We start from the raw sequence: 22,191 nt of genomic DNA on the forward strand, positions 1-22,191 counted from the left end.
CAGACGGAAAGCGGCTCGCATCCAATCCGATCGGAAAGGATGCGAACGCCGGTTCAGCGCCGCTTGGTCATCATGTTGTAACGCCTTCCAGGCCATGCCCGGCCGATGCATGTCGCGGCAGGGATAGGTTGATCAGGGCGCTCGATCTCGATCGGCGCCTGCTTCTCAAGGCGGGCGCGCTGGGCGCGGGCGCCCTGGCCATGCCGGCTGGGGCCGCCCTGGCCAAGACAAGCGGCTTTACCCACAATGTCGCGAGCGGCGAGCCGGGTCCCGACCGGATGATGTTATGGACGCGCTATTTGCCGATCGGCGGCGGCGAAGCGCGGATCGAGGCGGAGGTGTCCGAAGATGCCGGCTTCGCCCGGATCGTCAGGGGCGGCACCGTTTCCTGCGGGCCGGAGCGCGATCATACGGCCAAGCTGGTCGTGGAGGGCCTCGCGCCGGGCCGGACCTATCATTATCGTTTCCGCGCGCCGGACGGGTCCCTGTCCCCCGTGGGGCGGACCCGCACGCTGCCAGACGGGCAGGTGCGGCGGTTCGGGATCGGCATATTTTCCTGCGCCAACCTGCCGTTCGGATGGTTCAACGCTTATGCCCATGCCGCGGGCCGCGAAGATATCGACCTGATGGTGCATCTGGGCGACTATCTCTACGAATATCAGGCCGGCTCCTATCCCAGTTCCAAGCTCGCTCTCGCCGAGCGTGTGATCGCGCCCGCGCACGAACTCGTCGCCCTCGCCGATTATCGGGCCCGCTTCGCCGCTTATCGGTCCGATCCCGACCTGCAGCGCCTGCACCAATATTTTCCGATGGTGATGATGTGGGACGATCACGAAAGCGCCAACAATGCGTGGCGGGACGGGGCGCAGAACCATCAGGACGCCAGCGAAGGCGCGTGGGCGGTTCGCAAGGCGGCGGCGATGCGCGCCTATCGGGAATGGCTGCCGGTCGGGGAGGAGAGCTGGCAAAGCTATCAGATCGGCGATCTCGCCACGCTCTTTCGTCCGGAAACGCGCCTCATCGGCCGGAGCATGCCGATCGGGCTCGGCACGGCCCTGGCGCAGGGCGGCGATGTCGGCGCGGCGCTCGCCGCCTTCCGCGATGGACCGTGGCGAGACAGCAGCAGGACGATGCTCGGCCTGGAGCAGGAAGGCTGGCTCGCAGAAGGCCTTGCCCGTTCGCGGCGCGCGGGAACGCGGTGGCAAATCCTGGCGCAGCAGGTGATCATGGGCGAATTGTCGCTATCGCCGAAGGTGGCGGAATGGATGCTGGAAAAGGCATCGCCGGAGGGAAAGCAGACGATCGCGCTCCATCTCGCGGCGTCCGAGGCCGGCCTGCCGATCAATTTCGATGCGTGGGGCGGATTTCCCGCGGCGCGGCGGCGGCTGCTCGCGGCATCGACGGGGGCGGATGCGGACCTGATCGTGCTGTCGGGTGACAGTCATAATGGCTGGGCCTTCGATCTCGACCTGGACGGCATGCCGGCCGGTGTGGAATTTGCCGGCCACAGCGTCTCCTCCCCCGGCTACGAATCCGCATTTCCCTTTATCGATCCCAGGGACATGGCCGGCGACCTGGTCGCGCATAACCGGCAGCTGCGCTGGGCAGACACGAGCCGACGGGGCTATCTGACGATCGAACTGACACCCGAACGGGCCACCGGCGAATGGCTGTTCATGGACACGATCCGGGAGCGCTCGACCATCCTGGCGGGCCGTCATGCCATGACGGTCAGAGCAGGGGCGAGGCGCCTGACAGCCGAAACCTGACGGCGACCGAGGCTTCATGGTCGCGCAAGTCGGAGGTGGAAATTGCGTCCGCCGCTGTTACGGAGCATATCCATGCTGAAGAAACGCTCCGATCCGATTCCCGAGGCTCAGACATTGAAGCTGCTCGAGGAGCGGCTACGCTGGCTTTCCGCCTGGACCATCCACAACGCCAATCATTTGCGCGACAGCACGGACGGATTGAAGGTGGGCGGCCATCAGGCGAGCTGCGCCTCGATGACGGCGATCATGGCGGCGCTCTATTTTCATGCGCTCGGACCGAATGACAAGGTGGCGGTGAAGCCCCATGCCGGGCCGGTGCTGCACGCCATCCATTATCTGCTGGGCACGCAGACGCGGGAGCAATTGGAGGCTTTTCGAGGCTTTGGCGGTGCGCAATCCTATCCCAGCCGCACCAAGGACCGCATTCCGGTCGATTTCTCGACAGGCTCGGTCGGGCTTGGCGTCGCCGTCACCGCCTTTGCCAGCCTGGTCCAGGATTATCTCGTCTTCCACGACATGATGGACAAGGCCGATGCCGGCCGCATGGTCGCCCTGATGGGCGATGCCGAGCTGGACGAGGGCAATATCTACGAATGCCTGATCGAGGCCTCGAAACACGACATCCGCAATTGCTGGTGGATCGTCGACTATAACCGCCAGTCGCTCGATGCGACGACAGCTGACCGTATGTTCAGCCGCTTCGACGAGATTTTCGCGAGCTGCGGCTGGCGTGTCGTCACGCTCAAATATGGCCGTCTGATGGAGGCGGCGTTCAAGGAAGAGGGCGGTGCCGAGCTCAAGGCCTGGATCGATGGCGCCGCCAATGCCGATTATGCGGCGCTTACCTATCTCGGGGGCGCCGCGTGGCGCGAACGGCTGCTGAAGGACGCTCCGGCCACCAAGAAGCTGCTGGAGGCCCGGGACGACGACGCCCTCGCCGCCTTGATGACCAATCTCGGCGGCCATGACCTCGAAGCGCTCGTCGAGGCCTTCGACGGGGCGGCGGACGACGTGCCCACCTTGTTCATCGCCTATACGATCAAGGGCTTCGGCCTGCCGTTCGCCGGACATAAGGACAATCATTCCGGGCTGATGAACCCGTCCCAGATGCATGCCCTGCGCGAGACGATGGGGATTGCCGAAGGGGAGGAATGGGAACCCTGGGCCGGGCTTGGCGGCAACAGCGCCGAAGCGGTGCGCGCCTGCGTCTCGCAAAGCCCGATCGCACGGGCACGGCGCAAGCCGCCCTGGAACGTCGCCGAGGTGCCCGCCATCGTTCCGCCGCCGGGCGACGAGCAATCGACGCAGGCGGCCTTCGGCAAGATCCTGCTCGATATTTCCCGGGCCGGCGGCGCGCTTGCGGACCGCATCGTCACCACTTCGCCTGACGTGACCGTGTCGACCAATCTCGGGCCGTGGGTAAACCAGCGCGGTCTGTTCCGCCGGGCCGAGTTGGCGGACATCTTTGCCGCCGCCAAGATCCCTTCGCCGCAGAAATGGGGCGGGCACAAGGCCGGGCAGCATATGGAGCTCGGCATTGCCGAGAATAATCTGTTCCTGATGCTGGCCGCGCTGGGCCTTGCCGGGGAGCTTTTCGGCGAGCGGCTGTTCCCGATCGGCACCGTCTATGATCCTTTCATCGCCCGCGGCCTCGATGCGCTCAATTATGCCTGCTACCAGGATGCGCGCTTCATGCTGGTGGCGACGCCGTCGGGGGTCACGCTGGGTCCGGAAGGGGGCGCCCACCAGTCGATCAATCCCCCGCTGATCGCGCTCGGCCAGCCCGGCCTTCGCCATTACGAGCCTGCCTTCGTCGATGAGCTTGCTTTGCTGATGGAGGAGGGATTCCGGATCATGCAGGCGGAGGATGGCGAAAGCCTCTATTATCGCCTCACCACCCGATCCATCGCGCAGGTCGAGCGGCGGGACGAAAGCTGGAAAGAAGGTGCGGTTGCCGGCGGCTATTGGCTGCGCGAACCGTCGCCGGGCGCGGAGGCCGCGATCGTCTATGCGGGTGCCGTCGCGCCGGAGGCGCTGGCGGCCTGGGAGGCGCTGCAGGACGATGTGCCGGGTCTCGGCCTGCTCGCAATCACCTCTCCCGATCTCCTCCATCGCGGCTGGAGCATGCGCCGCAGCGCGCGCTGGAGCGGCACGGGAGTGGCACCAAGCCATGTCGAGCAATTGCTAGCGCCATTGTCGGGCGATGCGGGACTCGTCACCATAATCGACGGTTCGCCGGCGGCGCTGTCGTGGATTGGCAGCGTGGCGGGGCACCGCGTCAGTCCGCTCGGCATCGACCGTTTCGGCCAGACCGGAAGCCTGGACGATCTCTATCGTTACTATCGGCTCGACGTCGATGCGATCGTCGAGGCAGCGGCGGAGCTTTTCCTAGATTAGGCGCTCCAATCCCTCCCGAATCCTGCGGGTCGGGACCTTCAGGGAACATAGTCGTCCCTGCAGCGCTCTTTCCCCAAATATCATATGGAGATCGAACATGTTGGGACGCATTATCGGGGCGGCGATCGGCAAGAAGATGGCAGGACGTTATGACGGCACGCGCGGCATGATCCTGGGCGCGCTGGCGCCGACGATCGCCCGCCGCGCCTTCGGGCCGCTCGGCCTGGCGATTGGCGGCGGTTATCTCGCCAAGAAATATTATGACGGGCGCAAGGCGCGCCGGGCCCGCGCTTCCGCCGAAATCTGAGCGGCCGACCGCCAGACTCGTTCACGATCCTATCGGGCCGTGAGCGAGTCTTGTTTCTCTTCGTCTTCCGTTATTTCCGGGTCGTCAGATGATTCCGTCTGAGGTCTACGGCCTGTCCGTCTCCGCCTCCTCGACTGGCGGCGGAGGGATGGGGATCATGACCTTCGGAAGTTCGACGGGCACCGGGGGGCGGTCATTGTCCGGGCCGGGTTGGGCGGAAATGGTCATGCCCTCATTTCCGAATTCGACGCCCAGCTCATAGCCGATGCCGTCGATCGGGACGGTGATCGAACCGTTCAATCCTTCTTCTTCCTCGATCTCCCTGGGGGGCGGCGCGGCCTTCCGCGCGGGTGCGCTGGACAAAGCGGACGACATGAAATCGCGCCAGATCCGGGCCGGCAACCCGCCGCCCGCCATGCCGCCGGGAAGCGGGCTGTTATCGTCATTGCCGATCCAGACGCCCACGATAAGGTCGCCGGCAAAGCCGATGAAGATGGCGTCGCGGCTGTCCTGGGTGGTGCCCGTCTTGCCGAATGTCGGAATGGCGAGCGCGGCACTGCGGCCGGTGCCGTGGTTGGCGGCGGCGAACAGAAGCTCCTTCAGATCATCCAGGCTGGAATCGCGCTTCAGGCTTCGGGCGTTCCAAAGGCCCGAGAACCAATTTTCGTCTTCTTCCGGCGGAAGGCCCTCGGCCCGCACCGGATAGCCGTTCGCCGCGACTGCTGCATAAGCGGCCGTCATTTCCAGCAGGGTCACGCCGGACGTGCCGAGCGCAAGGCTGGGCTGGGTGACCAGCGGGCTGGTGACGCCGAGGTCGCGCGCCGCCTGGATCACCTTGTCGCGGCCCACCTGTTCGGACAGGCGCACAGCGGCGACATTGCTGGACGAGGCGAAGGCGTCACGCAGCGTCAGGCTGCCGCGATAGCGGTCGCCGTAATTTTTCGGTGTCCAGGTTCCGATCGTCAGCGGCCGATCCTCGACAGGATCATCCGGATCCAGGCCTGCGCGGAGCGCAGCCAGATAGACGAACAATTTGAATGCCGATCCGGGCTGTCGCCGCGCCTGGGTGGCGCGGTTGAAGGGACTGTTCTTGTAGCTCTTGCCGCCCACCATGGCGACGACGCGGCCATCGGGCCGCATCGCGACGAGCGCAACCTGGGCGCGGCCGAGCGGAGCCCGCCGAACCGCCGCCACCGCCAGTCTTTGCAGGCGGCTTTCGAGCGTCGTGCTTACCCTTTGCTCGCCATATCCGATTTCGCCCCGCTCTCGCGCCGCCGGCAGCACCCAGTCGGCGAAATAGGTCCCGGTCGGCACATCTTCACCGCGATCGCCGAGCCGCAGGCGCACCGGTTTCAGCCGGTCTGCTTCGCGCTGCGTCAGGGCGCCGTCGCGGACCATCGCCCCGATCACCAGTTTCGCGCGGTCGCGCGCGCCCTTCAGATCGTTGGTGGGGGCGAGGCGGGAAGGCGCCTTCACAAGGCCTGCCAGCATGGCGGCCTGGGCGACGCTCAGTCTTTCCGGCGGAACGCTGAAATAATGTTCGGAGGCCGCCCGGAGGCCATAGGCATTGTCGCCGAAATAGACATTGGACAAATAACGTTCGAGGATCTCGTCCTTTTGCAGCCATGCCTCCAGCCAGAAGGCGATCAAGACCTCCTGCAGCTTGCGGGACATGGTGCGATCCGAACTGAGGAAGGACACTTTGGCGAGCTGCTGCGTGATCGTGCTGCCGCCCTCGCGAAGGCGGCCGCCGGTCAGATTGTTGAAGGTGGCCCGGGCGATGCCGCGCACGCTGATGCCGAGATGATCCCGGAAGCTGCGATCCTCTATGGCGATGAAGGCGGCGGGCACATGGGCAGGCAGATCGGCAATCCTGACCGGAGCGCCGATATTGGCGCCACGCCGGGCGATCGCATTGCCTTCGGCGGAGACGAGGGTGAGGCTGGGCGCCGCGATCGGCTGCAGCGATTTGGAAAGAGGGGCAGTGATCGCCAGCCAGGCGAAGAGCAAGACGGCGAGGACGAAGGACAGATAGAGAATGATCTTCCAGCGCCGCCAGCGTCGTTTCGGCGGCGCCTCGAGACCCTCCTCTTGGGAAGCGGGTGCCAATACGCCGCCCGGCAGCTCTACCCATTCGTCGCTTTCGTCCACCCGCATCCGATCTCCTTACCCGGAACATAAGGACGGGGAAATCTCGTTTGAAGCGAAGGACTTTCTTGTCCTGCAGGCTGTCATAGGCTATGTCATATGCCAAAGGTGAGGCGAATGGGCGCAGAACGTCATGTGAAGTTGTTCAAGAATGGCCGGTCGCAGGCCGTCAGGATTCCTCGCGAGTTCGAATTGCCGGGGAAGGAGGCGATCATGCGCAAGGAAGACGGGCGGCTGGTGATCGAGGCGGTACCATCGATGTCGCTCCTGTCTTTGCTTGCGACACTCCCGACCATCGACGAAGATTTCGCCGAGACCGGAGATCCGGTTCCCGACCCGGTCGAACTGTGAGTCTCTACTTGTTGGACACGAATATCGTTTCGGATCTGGTGCGTCATCCGCAAGGGCGCATTTTCGATCATATTCGCAAGGTTGGGGATGCCAATGTCGCGACCAGCATCATCGTGGCGTCGGAGCTTCGTTTCGGCGCTGTAAAGAAGAACGCGCCAAAGCTCAGCGCGCAGCTCGAACGCGTGCTTTCAGTTTTGCCCGTTTTGCCGTTCGAACATCCCGCCGACGAGCATTATGGGATTCTGCGCGCTGATCTGGAACGTCGAGGAAGGCCGATCGGTGGCAACGACATGTTAATCGCTGCCCAGGCAATCGCCCTCGACGCCGTTCTGGTCACCGCTAACCGAAGCGAGTTTGCCCGTGTAGCAGATCTGCAGGTCGAAAATTGGCTCGGCTGAACCAAAGCGACGCGCATCCTTAACTGCGAAGTAAGGCCTTGAGCACTAAGGCTATTCTCAATTCAAATGCTTAGACCATGATCCTCGCTCCAGATTGATTCGATCCGAAGCGTTTCGCGGTCTGGGTCACGAACAATTCGAGCCGCTTCGGAGCTTTTTGTCATGCGCATCGCGACGATCACCAACTGGGCTTACGGCGTGTCGGTCGGACTTGCCCTGATCTCCGGCACGACGATGCTGCTGGCGTCCAACGCCGAAGACCGCGAACGAGCTGCGGTGCAGCAGCGCATCCGCTTCGAAACGCTGACCGTCGCCCTCGTCGAGGACAGTTTCAGGATGACCGAGCAGGCGCAGCTCTACGTCATCAATCAGGATCCTTCCCATTTGATCGCGTATCGGCATGACGCCGCCGATTTGAAATCGGTCGAAGACCGCATCGTCCATCTTCGCGACGTCGGGGCGCAGCCGGCCGAGCTGGAGGCACTCCGGAAAGGCCTTCGCGGCGCCGACCTGCTGATGGACGAGCAGAAGGCGGCGATCGACGCCATCGGCCGCGGAGATGCGGAGACCGCGCGCAGGATATTGTTCGGTGCGGAATATCAGCGCGACCTGGAACGGGTCGACAATTTGATCGCACGCTTCCAGTTCCTGCTCGGGCAAAGGATGGACGCTGCGATGACGCAGGCGATGAGGGCGTCGCAGCTGCTCCGCACCATTTCGGAAATCGTCCTGGGAATCACCGTTGCCCTGTTCCTCTTCGTCCTTTTCTTCGTGATCCGGCAGCGCATCCTGCGGCCGGTGGTGCGCCTGAGCGATGTCGTCACCCGGCTCGCCAGGCAGGACTTTGCCGTCGATCCGCCCGAACATGACCAGATCGACGAAATCGGCGACATGACCCAGGCGATCCGGATCTTTCGGGAAAACGGCCTGGAGCTGCAGCGCCTGGAGCGCGAACGCGCGGCAGATGGCAGGATGCGCGATCTGCTCGGCCGTATGACGCAGCGGTTGCAGGGTTGCGATACGATGGAGGATCTCGCCGAGATCGTCAGCCGATTCGCGACCGAGATCGCCCCCGCTTATTCCGGCCGTCTCTATGTCCATCGCAGCGACCGGGACGTGATGGCCGAAGCCTGCAGCTGGCAGCAGCCATTGCATTCGCCACCCGAATTTGCCCCGACCCATTGCTGGGCGCTTCGCCGGGGCCAGCTCCACCGTTCCGGCGGTGGCCAAATCGACATACCCTGCCTGCACATCGACGGCGCAACGCGACCGAATGCGAGCTGTGTACCCCTGGCCGCCCAGGGCGAAACGATCGGGCTTCTTTATTTCGAGCAGCACGAAGCCGAGGTCGAGGCGCCGGCCATAGCCGATGTCTATGTCGAGCTGATCGCCGAGACGGTGAGCCTGGCGCTCGCCAATCTTCGTCTTCGCGACGCCTTACGGAAAAAGGCCTTGGTGGATCCGCTGACGGGCTTGCTCAACCGGCATCAGCTGGAGGACATGTTCAACGCGCATGTCGCCAATGCCCAGCGTCGAGGGGAGCCGCTGAGCTGCATCATGATGGACGTCGATCATTTCAAGCGGTTCAACGATCGGTTCGGCCATGATGCGGGTGACGAGATTTTGCGGGCGGTCGGCAGCATCCTTGCCAATGCGACGCGAGAGGTCGGTACCGCATTTCGTTATGGCGGAGAGGAGTTCCTGTTGCTCCTCCCCCAATTCGCTCTCGACCAGGCGGAAAACCGCTGCGCCGATGTTCGCGAGCGGATCAGGAAGCTTTCGATCCAGCACGAGGGCCGGATGCTGGGTCCGATCACCGCCTCTTTCGGCATTGCGGGTTTCCCGAACCATGGCAGCGCCGACGCGCTCCTGCGCACCGCCGATGCTGCCCTCCTGCGCGCCAAGGAGCAGGGGCGCGACAGGATCGTGATTGCGACCGAACGGGGAGCGGAAGCAGCCGCCTGACGGTCGGTTCAGGTCCGGATGCCCGCCTGGGATGGCAAGCGTCTTGCGCCGGCTGTGCCGACAGCTAAGACTTGGATCATGAGCATATTGTCCCTGCCGCAGGAAGGCGGCTGCCGTTGCGGAAAGGTACGCATCAGGATCAGTGCGCCGCCGCTGCTGATGATGGCATGCCATTGCACCGGCTGTCAGCGCATGAGCAGCAGCGCTTATTCGCTGAGCGCCGCCATTCCCAGCGAGGGCTTCGAGATCGTGTCGGGAGAGCCAGTGATCGGAGGCCTTCACGGCGAGGCCCGCCATTATTTCTGCGGCTATTGCATGAGCTGGATGTTCACGCGCGCGCCTGGGCTGGACTGGTTCGTGAATATCCGTCCGACCATGCTGGACGATTCCGGCTGGTTCGTACCCTATATCGAGACGTGGACCAGCGAGGCGCTGCCATGGGCGACGACGCCAGCCATACACAGCTTTTCCGCCTTGCCCTCGATGGATGAATTTGCGGCGCTGACGGCAAGCTATGCGGAGTGGGCGAGCGGGCCGCGGGATTGACGAGGCCCGCAGCCGTGAGCCAGTCCATCTCCCTGGCCGCGGCGCGGCGCATCGCCCTCGCCGCGCAGGGATTTGGCGGCGAAAAGCCGAACATCGTCGATCGCGGACACCTTCGCCGGGTCGTCGACCGGCTGGCCCTGCATCAGATCGACAGCGTCAACGTGCTGGTTCGCGCCCATTATCTCCCGTCCTTTTCCCGCCTTGGCGAATATGACCGCAGCCTGCTCGACCGGGCGGCCTGGGGGCGAAAGCGCGAAAGGCGTCTGTTCGAATATTGGGCGCATGAGGCTTCGCTGCTCCCGCTCGAACTCCATCCGCTGCTGCGCTGGCGAATGGCGCAGGCGGACCGCGGCGAATATGGCTGGAAGAGCTTGCGTTCCTATGCCGGGGAGCGGCGGGCCGAGGTCGAGGCCGTCCTCGTCCGCGTGCGCGAGGAAGGCCCGCTCGCCGTTTCCGATTTTCAGGAGGGACGAAGCCGCGGCGGCTGGTGGGAATGGGGCGACGCGAAGCGCGCGCTCGAATGGCTGTTCTGGGCGGGCCATGTCACCACGGCAACGCGGCGGCGAAGCTTCGAGCGGGTCTACGACCTCACCGATCGGGTCATCCCCGCGGACATCCTCGCCTTGCCGACGCCGGCCGAGGCTGACGCCCGTCGCTTGTTGGTCGAACGTTCGGCCCGCGCCCTCGGCGTCGCCACCGAAGCCGAGCTTCGCGACTATTTCCGGCTGAGGCCGGACCATTCCAAGGTGGCGGTCGCGGAACTGGTGGAAGAGGGAATCTTGGATCCGGTGCGGGTCGAGGGCTGGCGCCAGCCGGCCTTTCTCCACCGCGATGCGCGACGGCCCCGTAAGATGGACGGGCAGGCCCTGCTCGCGCCTTTCGATCCGTTGATCTGGGAAAGAAGCCGAACCGAACGGCTGTTCGGATTCCATTACCGCATCGGCATCTACACGCCCGCGGCGAAGCGCGTGCATGGCTATTATGTCCTGCCATTCCTGCTGGGGGACCGGCTGGTGGCGCGTACCGACCTGAAAGCGGACCGCCAGGCAGGGCGCCTGCTGGTGCAGAGCATCCACATGGAGCTGGGGGCGCCCGCCGGCAGCCGGGATGCGCTTGCCCAGGAACTGCGCCGGATGGCGGACTGGCTCGGCCTTTCCGAACCAGCGCTGCCAGCGCCTTTCTGAGGCGACAGCGCGACGCTGCAGATGCTTGCGCTCATCCTCCTCCCCCGGCGCCGCGTACCCCTGGTCATGCGCGGCCGGAACTGCCGGGCAAGGAAGACTTGGCTTGAAACGTCCGGGGTCTTTCAGCCTTTCGTCTTCAGCGCATCCCTGATTTCGCGCAGCAGCAATACTTCCTCCGTGGGGGCGGCGGGGGCCGCAGGCGCCTCTTCCGCATTCCTGGTCAGCCGATTGGCGACCCGGACGAGCTGGTAGATGATGAAGGCGAGGATCAGGAAATTGACGACGGCGGTGATGAACTCGCCATAGCCGAACATCGGCACGCCGGCGGCTTTCAGCGCTTCATAATTGTTGGGATTGCCGGTGAAGCTGGCCGGTATCGGCCCCAGGCGGACGAAGTAGCTGGAAAAATCGAGGCCGCCGAAGACCGCGCCGATGATCGGCATGATGACATCGTCGGTCAGCGACGTCACGATGGTGCCGAACGCGGCGCCGATTATGACGGCGACTGCGAGGTCGAGCACATTCCCCCTGGCGATGAACGCGCGAAATCCTGCCATATTTGCCTCCCTCTGCTGCCGGCCTGGGCAAGACTAAGGCTGTTCGAACGCGTTCGTCCAGCGCGACCTGACCGAACTCGCCGGTGCCGCGGCATCAAGCAAGAGGTGGTGCGCTATTCCGCCAAGGCATTTCAGGTTCGGAGAACAAATAGTGCAGGGAGAAAGAGGATGGTGCGGTGCCTGTTCGACACAAGCGGGGAGGAGTCCAAGGTCCCGATCAGCCGAAAAGGGCCTTCCCGCGCCGTTCGATACCTTCGCGCTCGATCCGGGAGGCCTCTCGTTCGAAATCCGCGGCCTGGACGTAAAGTGGCGCCGCCACCGAAGGATGATAATCCTTGGCGATCTCGCGGCACCGAACGGCCCGCTCGCGCAATTTCGTCGATTCCGTCATTATGGTCCCGTAACAAGTTCGGCAGTTTGTGGAAGCCCTTCAAACCGCTTTCGGCATGATTGTCATGCTCGATTTTGGGGGCGCATCATTGTGGGACAGGCGCCCGCGCGAAGTTACTTCGAGACATTCTCTAGCGGTCATCTTGCTTCGGGCTTATCCATCCAGCGATAGCTTCCGTCGGGCAAAGCGAGGATCGGCATCATGATATTGAGGATCTGGAGAGGATATGCCGATCCGAGCCGTCCTGACGATTATCCGGACCATTTTCGCAACGCCGTGGTGCCGGAGCTTGGCACCATTGCCGGCTTCGTCGGCGCCGAACTGACCAGGCAGGTCCTTCCCGAAAGGATCATCTTCACCGTGATATCGCGCTGGCAGACCATGGAGGCGGTCAAGGCCTTTGCCGGTGAGGATATCGGGCGCGCCGTGGTCCATCCGGCCGCCGCCGCGACGCTTGCCGGCTTCGACGACGAAGTGGAGCATCATGAGGTGATCGTGCGCAGCTGAAGGTTCAGGGCCCATCGCCGCCCACCCGATGGGTATTGATTGGAAAGGTGGTGGGCGACGCTCCAGCCCTGGACGCGTAGGTCGGGGACGGCGACGATCTCCCAGAAGGCGCCCCGCGTCACCAATCTCCTATTTCTTGCCGGGGCCGATCCTGTCGAACACGCCGCCATCGGCGAAGAAGCGCGCCTGCGCCGCTCTCCACCCGCCGAAGTCCTGATCGATAGTCAGAAGCTGCAATTGCGGAAAGGCCTTCGCATATTTGGCGGCCACTTCCGTGTCGCGCGGACGATAATGGTGCCTGGCGATAATCTCCTGCGCTTCGGGCGTGTAGAGGTAGTTGAGATAGGCTTGGGCGGCGGCGAGCGTACCATGTTTGGCGGCATTTTCGTCGACCACCGCGACCGGCGGCTCGGCAAGGATGGAGATGCTTGGCGCCACGATCTCGAACTTGTTCTTGCCGAGCTCATTCTGGGCCAGGAAGGCCTCATTCTCCCAGGCGAGCAGGACGTCGCCCTGGCCGCGCTCGGCGAAGGTGGTGGTGGAGCCGCGGGCGCCGCTGTCCATCACCGGCACGTTGGCGAACAGCCTTTTCACGAACTGCTCGGCGGCTTGCTCCGATCCGCCCGTCTTGAGGCCATAGCCCCAGGCTGCGAGGAAGTTCCAGCGGGCGCCGCCGCTGGTCTTCGGATTAGGCGTGATGACCTTGATGCCGGGCTTCACCAGATCGCCCCAATCCCTGATGCTCTTGGGATTGCCCTTGCGAACCAGGAAGACGATCGTGGAGGTGTAAGGCGCGCTATTATCGGGGAGGCGGGTCTGCCAGTCGGCGGGCAGACGCTGGGCCTTTTCCACGATGGAGTCGATATCATAGCCCAAGGCAAGCGTGACGACGTCGGCGGCGAGGCCGTCGATCACGGCGCGCGACTGCTTGCCCGAGCCGCCATGGCTCATGCGGAAGGTGATGCGCTGGCCGGTATCGGCCTGCCATTTGCTTGCGAAGGCCTGGTTGATGTCGCGATAGAGCTCGCGGGTCGGATCGTAGGAGACGTTCAATATTTCCAGGGCGCCGCTTTTGGACTTGTCGCCATTGTCGGAGCAGGCGGCAAGCGGAAGTGCGATGAGCCCGGAAAGGGCAAGCAGGAGGGGATGACGAAAAACCATGATGGTCTCCTTGGCTGGAACATGGAGGCGCGGGGCCTATTCGAGGAAGCTGCGGACGAAGTCGGACTTGGGTGTCGCGATCGTCACGGTCGGCGCGGCGAATTGCTCGACCTTTCCCGAATTGAGGATCGCGACCCGATCGGCGAGCGCGAACGCTTCCTCATGGTCGTGGGTGACGAAGATCGAAGTGAGGCCGACCTCGTTGTGGATGATGCGCAATGCATCGCGCAACTCGCGCCTGACCTTGGCATCGAGCGCGCCGAAGGGCTCGTCGAGCAGGAGGATGCGCGGATTGCGGGCGAGCGCGCGGGCGAGCGCGACACGCTGGCGCTGTCCGCCCGACAGCTGGGAGGGATAGCGGCTGCCATAATCTTTCAGCCGAACGAGCCGCAGCAGCTCCTCGACGCGCGAAGCGATGGCTTCCTTGGAGGGACGTTCCCGCCTTTTCATGATGTCGAGGCCGAAGGCGATGTTGCGGGCGACATTCATGTGGCCGAACAGAGCATAATGCTGGAAGACGAAGCCGATGCCGCGCTGGGCGGCGGGTGTGTCGGTAACGTCCTTGCCGGAAAAGATGATCCGGCCGTCGTCCGGAAATTCCAGTCCGGCGATGATCCGGAGCAGGGTGGTCTTGCCGGATCCCGACGGCCCCAGCAAAGCGACGAATTCGCCCTCGCCAATGTGCAGGGTCACGCCTCCCAGAGCCCGGAAGGCGGAGAAGCTCTTGGCGATATTTTCGATTCTGATCGACATTTCAATGTCCCAATGCGGCGATGGCGTCGCGATGCCGCCATTCGAGGAAGGTCTTGAGGGCGAGCGTCACGAGGGCCAGCAGGGCCAGCAGCGAGGCGACGGCGAAGGCTGCGACGAAATTATATTCATTGTAGAGCACTTCGACGTGGAGCGGCATGGTGTTGGTTTCGCCGCGTATGTGACCGGAGACGACCGACACCGCGCCGAATTCCCCCATCGCCCGGGCGTTGCAGAGCAACACGCCGTAGAGCAGGCCCCATCTTATGTTGGGCAGGGTCACGTGGACGAAGGTCTGCCAGCCGGTCGCGCCGAGCGACAAGGCGGCCTCCTCCGCTGCCTTGCCCTGCGATGCCATGAGCGGGATGAGCTCCCGGGCGACGAAGGGAAAAGTCACGAACACTGTCGCCAGGATGATGCCGGGCAAGGCGAAGACGATCTCGATCCCACGGTCCTGCAGGAAGGGGCCGAACCAGCCCTGTGCGCCGAACAGTAGAACGTAGATCAGGCCCGACACGACCGGCGACACCGAGAAGGGCAGGTCGATGAGGGTGATCAGAAAGGCCTTGCCCCTGAATTCATGCTTGGTGATCGCCCAGGCTGCGGCGATGCCGAAAACGACGTTCAGCGGCACGGAAATCGTTGCCACCAGCAAGGTCAGTTCGATGGCCGAGCGGGCGTCCTGTTCCGTAATCGCGGCGAAAAAGGCGGCCGCGCCGTCACGAAATCCCTCGGCGAAGACAGCGCCCAGTGGCAGGAGCAGGATCAAGGCCACATAAGCCAAGGCCGCCAGGATCAGGGTGTAGCGGGCCAGGCCGCTTTCCTGGGTGGGGGAACGGCGTCTCATGACCCGATCCTCCGGCGCTGCCAAGCCTGGAGCAGGTTGAGCGCCATCAGCATGATGAAGGAGGCCATCAGCATCACCACCGCGATCGCCGCGGCGCCGGCATAATCATATTCCTCGAGCTGGGTGATGATGAGCAAGGGCGCGATCTCCGACTGGAAGGGCATGTTGCCGGCGATGAAGATCACCGATCCATATTCGCCCGCGCCGCGGGCGAAGGCGAGCGCGAAGCCGGTGGCGAGCGCCGGCGAAATGGCCGGCAGGAAGATCCGGAAGAAGATCTGGAGGCGGGTGGCGCCCAATGTGGTCGCCGCCTCCTCCATCTCCTTCGACACCTGCGCCAGGACCGGTTCGACAGTACGGACGACGAACGGAAGGCCGATGAAGATGAGCGCGACGATCACGCCCGCGGGCCGATAGGCGATCGGAATGCCGAGCGGATCGAGCAGCCTGCCGATGATGCCGGTATTGGCGTAGATTGCTGTGAGCGCGATGCCGGCGACGGCCGTCGGAAGAGCGAAGGGCAAGTCCACCAACGCTCCGAACAGCCTTTTGCCCGGAAAGCTGTAGCGGACCAGCACCCATGCGACGAGGAGGCCGAACACGGCATTGACGGCGGCGGCGGCGAATGCGCCGCCGAAGCTCAACCGATAGGCGGCCAGCGCCCGATCAGACAGGGCCGCCGACCAGAAGGCGGTCCAGCCGTCGGCGGTGCTGGCGACGAAGACCGCGCTCAAGGGAATGATCACGATCAGCGACAGCCAGCTCAACGTGATCCCCATGGACAGGCCGAAGCCGGGCATCGAGGACCGCTTCCTGCTGCGGCGCAGGGGCAGTGCAAGCGTCGCCATGTTCAGAAGTCCACGTGAAGGCGTGTGGCAATGACATCGCCTTTGGTGCGGTTTCCGATCGGATCGAGCGGCGTGTTGGTGCCGTTGAAGCGGACCCAGTTGAACAGCAATTTGGAATAGGCGTTGAGGTACCAGTTGAGACCGAGCGTCAGGCTCTCGGCCTTGTTGCCGATGCGGCCGAGGACGGGAGTGTTGGCAAGATCGAGCCGGTCGAAGCGGAGCGCGACCTCGAAGGCGCCGAGACCGTCCTTGCCGACCTCGGTGAACGGCTTCACCCGATCGAAATTGCCGCCCTTGAACGGCCGTGTTTCGCCGGTGAGGAAGAAGGTCGCATAGGCATAGAAGCCGTCAAACGCCTCGTCGCCGAGCGTCGGCCGGTCCAGCCATAGGCGGCCATATTCGCCCGCCAGGGTCAAAGGCCCGAAAACCGCCGCAGCTTCGCCGCCCAGATAGCGCGCCGATTCGACGCCGGTGATCACGCCGCTGTCGGCGATATTGCCGTTGTCGATGCGGATATTCGGCCGGTCGGAAAGGCGTATGCCGTCTGGCGTGTCGCCCGACTTGAGCTCGGTCCGGTAGAAGGCCGAGGCGCCGAGATGGAGAATCTTGCCGGTGTCGAAGATTGGTTCCCAAGTGGCGCGGCCGTTAAAGCCCCAGCTTTCGTCCGGTGCGCTCGCCGAACGGCTGCCGCTTTCATTGTCGCCGAAGACGCCGACGGCAAGATTGATATTCTCCTTCGGTGCATAAGCGGCCGAAAGGCCGATCCGCCGCTCGGCGCCGACATTGCCGAAGGCGTTGGTGAACATGCCGCGTTCCAGGAAGACGTTGTAATTGTCGCTATTGTTGGATTCGAGGCCGAACGGCGCCTTGTGCTGGCCGGCAGTGATCAGCAGGTTCTTCAGGCCTTTATATTGCAGATAGGCATCGGTCAGGGCCACCGCATTGCCGGCGAAATCGACCTCGATGCGGTAATTGAAGACCTTGAGCGCCGTCCCCTCGAAGCCGATGCGGGCGCGGCGGAAGGCCGTGCCATTATTATAATCATAGCCGCCCCGGCGATCGAAGAAGGCGCCATAATCCGCCTCGATCACGCCGCGCGGCTTGAAGGTGAACCCGCCGCTCGTGTCCGCGAAGGTCGGGCCCCAGCTGAACTGGACATTCTTGGCCGTCTTAGTCTCGACGCTTTGCAGCCGGCCTTCATTCAGTTCCGCGGCTTGTTCCAGCTCCGCATTGCGCGCTTCGAGCTGGCGGATGCGCGATTCCATCGCGTTCAGGCGATCGAGGACGGGATCACCCGTTGGCGCGGGCGGCGCCTCCGCAGCAGCCTGATCTTCGACGATGGTGTCGATCATGCCGCCGGTCGGGCTCTCGGCAATGTCCTCCGACAGGACTTCGTCGCCCGTCGTCGTCTGCTGGGTGGGTTGGCCGCCCTCCTGGGCGTAAGCGGGGGTGGCGAACGCGAGAAGGGAGGCGCCGGTGAGGAGCAGGAAACGCATTGGAAATTCTCCTTTGAGAAAAATGGGCCCGGCGCATGGCCGGACCCGAGTTTGGCCGCTGCGGGGAAGTCAGCGCTTCGCGGCTTCAAAGATCTGGTCGAACAGGGCGCCTTCGTTGAAGTGCGCGGCTTGCGCCTTCGCCCAACCACCGAAATTCTTGTCGATGGTGAGCAAGGCCACATTCGGGAAGCGCGCCTTGTACTTGGCGGCCACCGCCGCATTGCGCGGGCGATAATAATTGTGGGCGATGATCTCCTGCGCCTCCGGCGTGTAGAGGTATCGGAGATAGGCTTCGGCTGCCTTGCGGGTGCCCTTCTTGTCGACGACCTCGTCGACGACCGCGACCGGCGGTTCGGCGAGGATGGAGAGGGAGGGGACGACGATGTCGAACTTACCCTTGCCGAGCTTGTCGACGGCGAGGAACGCTTCATTCTCCCAGGCGAGCAGGACGTCGCCCTGGCCGCGCTGCACGAAGGTGGTGGTGGAACCCCGGGCGCCGCTGTCGAGCACCGGCACGTTGCGGAACAGCCGGGTCACGAACTCCTTCGCCTTGGCCGGCGAANGCACGAAGGTGGTGGTGGAACCCCGGGCGCCGCTGTCGAGCACCGGCACGTTGCGGAACAGCCGGGTCACGAACTCCTTCGCCTTGGCCGGCGAACCATATTTCCGCTGGGCATAGCCCCAGGCGGCGAGATAGTTCCAGCGGGCGCCGCCGCTCGTCTTCGGGTTGGGCGTGATCACTTTGACGCCCGGCTTCACCAGATCGTCCCAATCGTTGATCTGCTTGGGATTGCCCTTGCGAACGAGGAAGACGATCGTCGAATAATAAGGCGCGCTGTTGTGGGGGAGGCGCGCCTGCCAATTGGCCGGGAGCGCCTTGGCGCGCTTGGCGATCTCGTCGATATCGTAGGACAAAGCCAGGGTCACGACATCGGCCGGAAGGCCGTCGATCACCGCGCGCGCCTGCTTGCCCGAACCGCCATGGCTCTGGCGGATCGAAATGGGCTGCTTGGTCGCCGCCTGCCAGCGCCTGGCGAAGGCCGCATTGATCTCGGCATAAAGCTCTCGGGTCGGATCGTAGGAGACATTGAGAAGCTGGGCGGGCGCTGCCACGGCGGCCAGCGGAGCGGTGAGGCTTGCGACAAGCGCGGCGGCAGCGATGAGTTTCCGGACGAAGTTCATTGCGATTCCCCTATTGGTTGAGGGAAACCTAATCACCTATTCCCTACTAGGGAATAGGTATATAGACTCAGCTCGTCGCTTTAATAGAACCTTCTGCCAGCGAAACGGCGCTTTCCCAGCTTGCGGCGTCGGCCAGCGAAGTCCCTTCGAGGATACCGGCACTGCTTTCCCGAACCATCGCGAGCACCCTGCGGATGGCGCAGGTCGCTTCGTCGTGGCAGTCGCCGCAATTCGAGTAGAAATGCACGCTGGCGCAAGGAACGAGGGCGATCGGGCCGTCCGTCACGCGGATGATGTCGCCAAACGAAATCTCCGAGGCCGGCCGCGCCAGCCGATAGCCGCCGGTGGGGCCACGCGCGCTGGTGACGATGCCGGCCTTCTTGAGCTCGAGCATGATCAGTTCGAGATATTTGCGGGGCACCTGCTGCGTATCGGCAATGCGGGCAAGCTGGACCGGAGCGCCTTTCCCTTCCTCGACCAGATAGAGGAGCGAGCGCAATGCATAGCGGGTCTTTTGAGAGATCATGGGGGCATCATAGCCCAGCGTTGCGCTTGGGTATAGAAACGGGGAGCCGGCCCGGCATGAAAGGAGGTCTCCGACTGGCCGGAGAGAATTCTGCCCACCATCATTCCCGGGTTAGCCGACCGGTCCATTCGCGGAAGAACATGCGGCCGTTCTTCATCGTGCCCTGATATGATTTCCCCGACGAACAGCTGACCTTATAGGCTTCCTGGTCGCCGCTCTCGACCCGGTTGGAAGCGATCACCTCTCCGCAGGCGAAGCCGATCCGCTCGATGGTACGGGCGATTTCGGCATCGGCCAGCGGCAGCCTGGCGGGAAGCAATCTGGCCTCCTCGCTTGACGTCTCGGCCGAACCGGCCTGCTTCGGTGGTGCATCGGCCGGTTTGGGCGCAGCGGGCTTTTCCTCGGCGGCGCTGGTCTCCGTCTCGGCAGCCTTGGGCGCCGGCTGTTCATCTTCGGCAACGCTCGCATTGTCGGCGACATCGCTTGCCGTATTTGTCTGATTTTCCAGGGCCGAGACGTTCTCGGAGGGGTTGAACGGCGTCGCCGGCGGCAGTTCGAGCGTCACGGTGCCGTTGCTCCGCGCGGATTCGTCGCCGCCCTGCGATCCGCAGGCAGCAAGTGCCAGGGTCATGAAGAGAAATCGGCGCACGATGGTCCTTCCCTGTGGGGAGGAGAAGTCCGCCCCGATCGCGCCTCATCATGGAGAATGGACGGCAGGTCCGCAACATTGTCCCTCCGAGGCCTGCCTGTCTTCGCCATCCCCCTTCATATCCTTCCGTCCTGTGCAACCGGTCGCTCGTCACGGCCATGGATGGCGGCCATTGCGACAGGCCGCCATGCTACCTAGATGGATGACGTGGAATGACGGGAGGGCCCGAAATGAACCTGTTCCGAGGGGCGGCGATCGCCCTCATCACTGCCGTCATGGCGGCGGGGACGGGGGCTGCTGCGATCCCGGACGCACCTGTCGGGGTCTGGCGCAATCAGAAGAACAGCGTCCATATCCGCATCGCTCCGTGCGGGCCTGTCCTGTGCGGCACGATCGTGTGGGCCAATGAAAAGGCCAAGAAGGACGCGCGCGAAGGCGGCACCGACCCGCTGGTCGGCACGCGCATCTTCAAGGATCTTCACAAGGACGACAAAGGCCGGTGGCGCGGCAAGGTGTTCGTGCCCGACATCAATATGAGCTTTTCCGGCACGGTGAAGCTGATAACCGCCGACACAATCAATACGCGCGGCTGCCTGTTCAGCGGCATCTTCTGCAAATCGCGGGTCTGGGTGCGGGTCAGCTAAACTCGTTTTCGAGGCGCGGACGAGAGCCAGGGCAATGCTGCCGCATCGTCCGTAAGGCGCAGTGCCCATAAAAAAAGGCGCGGGCCAAGCGCTACACGCCGGCCCGCGCCGTTATCTTCGTCCGTCGGCCCGGATCAATCCCTCTGGCGCGTCTTCACCCTCTTATGGGGGATGAACTTGCCCAAGAAGACGGTGCCGCTGTTCATCCGCGAACCAGTGTCATAAAGCTGAACCACATCGATACTGCACAATTGCGTGCTGTGGGTCTTGGTGACCAGAGTGTCGTGCTGATCGAGTGACTCGCGGCCTGCGGTCGGACGGTTCACATAGAGGGTGCCGCCTGCGTCATAGACGATCGCGGTATCGTCGATGATCCTGCTTGAACGGACGTTGCGAAGGTTGATGCAGTCGACAGGCTCGCCGGCGACTCGCCCTTCGATCATTTTCGCCAGCTTCGCTTCGGGAGCCTCGCGCGGCGCGGCCTGGGCGGCACCGGTGGCGACGAGGGCTGCGCCGGCGATGAGAGGAATGAGGCTGCGCATGATATTCTCCTTACGCACAAGATGGTTTTCATCACTTTAGCGCCGCAGGCTGAACGCAAGCTGACCCGTCGCAATTTCCACCCGCTTTGGCCGTTTCACCGCTTTTTGCCAACGCTCCGCCGACTCAGCTGATGAATCCTCCGCCATCCGGATTATCCAGCCGCCAACTTCAAAGGAGCATTCATGATTTTCCGGAATATCAGTTTCGCGGCCGCACTCGTCCTGCCCTTCGCCCCTGCCTTGGCGCAGGACCAGAGCGCGACGCCCGCCGAGCAGGCATCGCCCGCAACCGAACCGGCCGCGTCGCAAACCGCTCCGGCCGAGGGGGCCACGGCTGCAGCGGCGGACACGATCGTGCTGGCCCAGCCTGCCGACGTTAAGGTCGGCGCCGTCGTCAACGACCAGGATGGGCAAAATGTCGGCACGATCGAGACGGTGGAAGCGGACGGCGCCGTGATCGCCACCGGCAAGGTGAAGGGCAAAGTGCCACTTTCGTCTTTCGGAAAGAAGGGCGAGACCCTGGTGGTGGGTATCAGCAAGAGCGATTTCGAAGCCGCCGTCGCCCAATCCACGCCTTCCGCCACCCAATAAGGGCAATCCGACTGCCTGGGTGGCCGGCGGCGCAAAAAGCGGGCCGATCTTAAGCGGACCCGGCCGGTCGTCAGACCATGCCTGCCAAGGTCAGTCTTCCGGCGAGCTGCTTTCGGGCGCGACGGGAGGATTGGCGGTGGCGGCGGGTTTGGGCTGGCCGGTTTGCGTCTGGAGCTGCCCCCATATGATCGCGACGGCGACCACGAGCAACAGCAGGAGCAGCAGAAGCAGGCTGTTGCGCCCGGTCGGGCGAAAAGGGCGTTTAGGGTCCATTAAACAATCCAGGTCAGGAGGTCCCCTCAGAACGAAGCAGTAGGGGAGCGGTTGCAGGGCCGGCGTCTCTTGCCGGGACGCGAGCGCGGATTGCGGATTTGCGCTTGCCTGGCGGGAACGCTAGGTTTGCTGGCCGCCAGGGTTGCGAATGGCGGGGAAAGG

General features: G+C 63.8%; 24 protein-coding genes. 11 read left to right on the top strand and 13 right to left on the bottom strand.

Translation table 11 applies throughout. The annotated features are described in order from the left end of the window. The first annotated feature begins 128 nt into the window (after nt 1-128). The 3 genes from RQX22_RS08270 to RQX22_RS08280 all read left to right on the top strand — a co-directional run bounded on the left by RQX22_RS08270 (nt 129) and on the right by RQX22_RS08280 (nt 4,473). Complete coding sequence (locus tag RQX22_RS08270) at nt 129-1,769, top strand: alkaline phosphatase D family protein (RefSeq protein WP_315725421.1); 1,641 nt, start codon at nt 129-131, stop codon at nt 1,767-1,769. Nucleotides 1,770-1,841: 72 nt separating this feature from the next. Further along, complete coding sequence (locus RQX22_RS08275; protein WP_315725423.1) at nt 1,842-4,166, top strand: transketolase; 2,325 nt, start codon at nt 1,842-1,844, stop codon at nt 4,164-4,166. Between the two features lie 97 nt (nt 4,167-4,263). Next, the gene (locus RQX22_RS08280) at nt 4,264-4,473 is read left to right on the top strand and encodes a hypothetical protein (RefSeq protein ID WP_315725425.1); all 210 of its coding nucleotides are present in this window, start codon (nt 4,264-4,266) and stop codon (nt 4,471-4,473) included. 105 nt (nt 4,474-4,578) lie between these two features. Here RQX22_RS08280 and RQX22_RS08285 read toward each other — a convergent pair whose 3' ends face one another. Then, on the bottom strand, nt 4,579-6,630 hold the full coding sequence (locus tag RQX22_RS08285; protein WP_315725427.1) for a transglycosylase domain-containing protein: 2,052 nt from the start codon (nt 6,628-6,630) through the stop codon (nt 4,579-4,581). Nucleotides 6,631-6,738: 108 nt separating this feature from the next. On the opposite strand from RQX22_RS08285, the gene RQX22_RS08290 reads away from it, so the two are divergent. The 5 genes from RQX22_RS08290 to RQX22_RS08310 all read left to right on the top strand — a co-directional run bounded on the left by RQX22_RS08290 (nt 6,739) and on the right by RQX22_RS08310 (nt 11,065). After that, the gene (locus RQX22_RS08290) at nt 6,739-6,972 is read left to right on the top strand and encodes an antitoxin (RefSeq protein ID WP_315725429.1); all 234 of its coding nucleotides are present in this window, start codon (nt 6,739-6,741) and stop codon (nt 6,970-6,972) included. 11 nt (nt 6,973-6,983) lie between these two features. Further along, nucleotides 6,984-7,370, top strand: coding sequence for a type II toxin-antitoxin system VapC family toxin (locus RQX22_RS08295; protein ID WP_315725431.1), 387 nt, complete (start codon nt 6,984-6,986; stop codon nt 7,368-7,370). A gap of 162 nt (nt 7,371-7,532) precedes the next feature. Next, nucleotides 7,533-9,335, top strand: coding sequence for a diguanylate cyclase (locus RQX22_RS08300; RefSeq protein ID WP_315725433.1), 1,803 nt, complete (start codon nt 7,533-7,535; stop codon nt 9,333-9,335). Nucleotides 9,336-9,413: 78 nt separating this feature from the next. Next, on the top strand, nt 9,414-9,881 hold the full coding sequence (locus RQX22_RS08305; protein WP_315725435.1) for a GFA family protein: 468 nt from the start codon (nt 9,414-9,416) through the stop codon (nt 9,879-9,881). Nucleotides 9,882-9,895: 14 nt separating this feature from the next. Further along, nucleotides 9,896-11,065 carry a winged helix-turn-helix domain-containing protein gene (locus RQX22_RS08310; protein WP_315725437.1) on the top strand — a complete coding sequence of 390 codons (1,170 nt, stop codon included), beginning with the start codon at nt 9,896-9,898 and terminating at the stop codon, nt 11,063-11,065. A 122-nt stretch (nt 11,066-11,187) separates the two neighbouring features. Here RQX22_RS08310 and mscL read toward each other — a convergent pair whose 3' ends face one another. Continuing rightward, a complete protein-coding gene (gene mscL / locus RQX22_RS08315) occupies nt 11,188-11,622 on the bottom strand; it encodes a large conductance mechanosensitive channel protein MscL (RefSeq protein ID WP_315725438.1) in 435 nt (144 codons plus the stop codon). A 217-nt stretch (nt 11,623-11,839) separates the two neighbouring features. Next, nucleotides 11,840-12,013 (bottom strand): hypothetical protein, encoded by a 174-nt coding sequence (locus RQX22_RS08320; RefSeq protein WP_315725440.1) that lies wholly within the window; start codon nt 12,011-12,013, stop codon nt 11,840-11,842. A gap of 201 nt (nt 12,014-12,214) precedes the next feature. Here RQX22_RS08320 and RQX22_RS08325 point away from each other — a divergent pair, with 201 nt between their 5' ends. Further along, nucleotides 12,215-12,520 (top strand): antibiotic biosynthesis monooxygenase family protein, encoded by a 306-nt coding sequence (locus RQX22_RS08325; RefSeq protein ID WP_315725442.1) that lies wholly within the window; start codon nt 12,215-12,217, stop codon nt 12,518-12,520. Nucleotides 12,521-12,649: 129 nt separating this feature from the next. Here RQX22_RS08325 and RQX22_RS08330 read toward each other — a convergent pair whose 3' ends face one another. The 8 genes from RQX22_RS08330 to RQX22_RS08365 all read right to left on the bottom strand — a co-directional run bounded on the left by RQX22_RS08330 (nt 12,650) and on the right by RQX22_RS08365 (nt 19,979). Further along, complete coding sequence (locus RQX22_RS08330) at nt 12,650-13,681, bottom strand: sulfate ABC transporter substrate-binding protein (protein WP_315725444.1); 1,032 nt, start codon at nt 13,679-13,681, stop codon at nt 12,650-12,652. A 36-nt stretch (nt 13,682-13,717) separates the two neighbouring features. Continuing rightward, nucleotides 13,718-14,434, bottom strand: coding sequence for a sulfate/molybdate ABC transporter ATP-binding protein (locus RQX22_RS08335; RefSeq protein ID WP_315725446.1), 717 nt, complete (start codon nt 14,432-14,434; stop codon nt 13,718-13,720). Nucleotide 14,435: 1 nt separating this feature from the next. Beyond that, the gene (cysW, locus tag RQX22_RS08340; protein ID WP_315725448.1) at nt 14,436-15,278 is read right to left on the bottom strand and encodes a sulfate ABC transporter permease subunit CysW; all 843 of its coding nucleotides are present in this window, start codon (nt 15,276-15,278) and stop codon (nt 14,436-14,438) included. After that, a complete protein-coding gene (gene cysT, locus RQX22_RS08345) occupies nt 15,275-16,126 on the bottom strand; it encodes a sulfate ABC transporter permease subunit CysT (RefSeq protein WP_315725450.1) in 852 nt (283 codons plus the stop codon). Before cysT ends, cysW begins: the two co-directional genes overlap by 4 nt. A gap of 2 nt (nt 16,127-16,128) precedes the next feature. Next, entirely contained in the window at nt 16,129-17,622 is a 1,494-nt protein-coding gene (locus tag RQX22_RS08350) for an OprO/OprP family phosphate-selective porin (RefSeq protein WP_315725452.1), read from the bottom strand. 69 nt (nt 17,623-17,691) lie between these two features. Then, nucleotides 17,692-18,804 (bottom strand): sulfate ABC transporter substrate-binding protein, encoded by a 1,113-nt coding sequence (locus RQX22_RS08355; RefSeq protein ID WP_315725454.1) that lies wholly within the window; start codon nt 18,802-18,804, stop codon nt 17,692-17,694. 67 nt (nt 18,805-18,871) lie between these two features. After that, nucleotides 18,872-19,330: an RrF2 family transcriptional regulator gene (locus tag RQX22_RS08360; RefSeq protein WP_315725456.1), complete on the bottom strand. Its 459-nt coding sequence runs from the start codon at nt 19,328-19,330 to the stop codon at nt 18,872-18,874. Between the two features lie 100 nt (nt 19,331-19,430). Further along, nucleotides 19,431-19,979: a hypothetical protein gene (locus tag RQX22_RS08365; protein ID WP_315725458.1), complete on the bottom strand. Its 549-nt coding sequence runs from the start codon at nt 19,977-19,979 to the stop codon at nt 19,431-19,433. A gap of 212 nt (nt 19,980-20,191) precedes the next feature. Here RQX22_RS08365 and RQX22_RS08370 point away from each other — a divergent pair, with 212 nt between their 5' ends. Continuing rightward, nucleotides 20,192-20,623, top strand: coding sequence for a DUF2147 domain-containing protein (locus RQX22_RS08370; protein WP_315725459.1), 432 nt, complete (start codon nt 20,192-20,194; stop codon nt 20,621-20,623). A gap of 134 nt (nt 20,624-20,757) precedes the next feature. Here the strand turns inward: RQX22_RS08370 and RQX22_RS08375 are convergent, their stop codons facing one another. Then, nucleotides 20,758-21,165 (bottom strand): hypothetical protein, encoded by a 408-nt coding sequence (locus RQX22_RS08375; protein ID WP_315725461.1) that lies wholly within the window; start codon nt 21,163-21,165, stop codon nt 20,758-20,760. A 183-nt stretch (nt 21,166-21,348) separates the two neighbouring features. Between RQX22_RS08375 and RQX22_RS08380 the strand changes: the two genes are divergently transcribed. Beyond that, entirely contained in the window at nt 21,349-21,756 is a 408-nt protein-coding gene (locus RQX22_RS08380) for a hypothetical protein (RefSeq protein ID WP_315725463.1), read from the top strand. Nucleotides 21,757-21,846: 90 nt separating this feature from the next. On the opposite strand, the gene RQX22_RS08385 is transcribed toward RQX22_RS08380, so the two are convergent. Continuing rightward, nucleotides 21,847-22,029, bottom strand: a complete 183-nt coding sequence (locus RQX22_RS08385; protein ID WP_315725465.1) for a hypothetical protein — start codon at nt 22,027-22,029, stop codon at nt 21,847-21,849. Nucleotides 22,030-22,191: the final 162 nt, after the last annotated feature.

The sequence above is a fragment of the Sphingosinicella rhizophila genome (assembly GCF_032378825.1).
Classification (GTDB): Bacteria; Pseudomonadota; Alphaproteobacteria; order Sphingomonadales; family Sphingomonadaceae; genus Allosphingosinicella; species Allosphingosinicella rhizophila.

Coding starts and splice junctions, on each gene's coding strand:
- RQX22_RS08275 (WP_315725423.1), top strand. CDS start 1,842: ATGCTGAAGAAACGCTCCGATCCGATTCCCGAGGCTCAGACATTGAAG.
- RQX22_RS08280 (WP_315725425.1), top strand. CDS start 4,264: ATGTTGGGACGCATTATCGGGGCGGCGATCGGCAAGAAGATGGCAGGA.
- RQX22_RS08285 (WP_315725427.1), bottom strand. CDS start 6,630: ATGCGGGTGGACGAAAGCGACGAATGGGTAGAGCTGCCGGGCGGCGTA.
- RQX22_RS08290 (WP_315725429.1), top strand. CDS start 6,739: ATGGGCGCAGAACGTCATGTGAAGTTGTTCAAGAATGGCCGGTCGCAG.
- RQX22_RS08300 (WP_315725433.1), top strand. CDS start 7,533: ATGCGCATCGCGACGATCACCAACTGGGCTTACGGCGTGTCGGTCGGA.
- RQX22_RS08305 (WP_315725435.1), top strand. CDS start 9,414: ATGAGCATATTGTCCCTGCCGCAGGAAGGCGGCTGCCGTTGCGGAAAG.
- mscL (WP_315725438.1), bottom strand. CDS start 11,622: ATGGCAGGATTTCGCGCGTTCATCGCCAGGGGGAATGTGCTCGACCTC.
- RQX22_RS08320 (WP_315725440.1), bottom strand. CDS start 12,013: ATGACGGAATCGACGAAATTGCGCGAGCGGGCCGTTCGGTGCCGCGAG.
- RQX22_RS08325 (WP_315725442.1), top strand. CDS start 12,215: ATGATATTGAGGATCTGGAGAGGATATGCCGATCCGAGCCGTCCTGAC.
- RQX22_RS08330 (WP_315725444.1), bottom strand. CDS start 13,681: ATGGTTTTTCGTCATCCCCTCCTGCTTGCCCTTTCCGGGCTCATCGCA.
- RQX22_RS08335 (WP_315725446.1), bottom strand. CDS start 14,434: ATGTCGATCAGAATCGAAAATATCGCCAAGAGCTTCTCCGCCTTCCGG.
- cysW (WP_315725448.1), bottom strand. CDS start 15,278: ATGAGACGCCGTTCCCCCACCCAGGAAAGCGGCCTGGCCCGCTACACC.
- cysT (WP_315725450.1), bottom strand. CDS start 16,126: ATGGCGACGCTTGCACTGCCCCTGCGCCGCAGCAGGAAGCGGTCCTCG.
- RQX22_RS08350 (WP_315725452.1), bottom strand. CDS start 17,622: ATGCGTTTCCTGCTCCTCACCGGCGCCTCCCTTCTCGCGTTCGCCACC.
- RQX22_RS08360 (WP_315725456.1), bottom strand. CDS start 19,330: ATGATCTCTCAAAAGACCCGCTATGCATTGCGCTCGCTCCTCTATCTG.
- RQX22_RS08370 (WP_315725459.1), top strand. CDS start 20,192: ATGACGGGAGGGCCCGAAATGAACCTGTTCCGAGGGGCGGCGATCGCC.
- RQX22_RS08375 (WP_315725461.1), bottom strand. CDS start 21,165: ATGCGCAGCCTCATTCCTCTCATCGCCGGCGCAGCCCTCGTCGCCACC.
- RQX22_RS08380 (WP_315725463.1), top strand. CDS start 21,349: ATGATTTTCCGGAATATCAGTTTCGCGGCCGCACTCGTCCTGCCCTTC.
- RQX22_RS08385 (WP_315725465.1), bottom strand. CDS start 22,029: ATGGACCCTAAACGCCCTTTTCGCCCGACCGGGCGCAACAGCCTGCTT.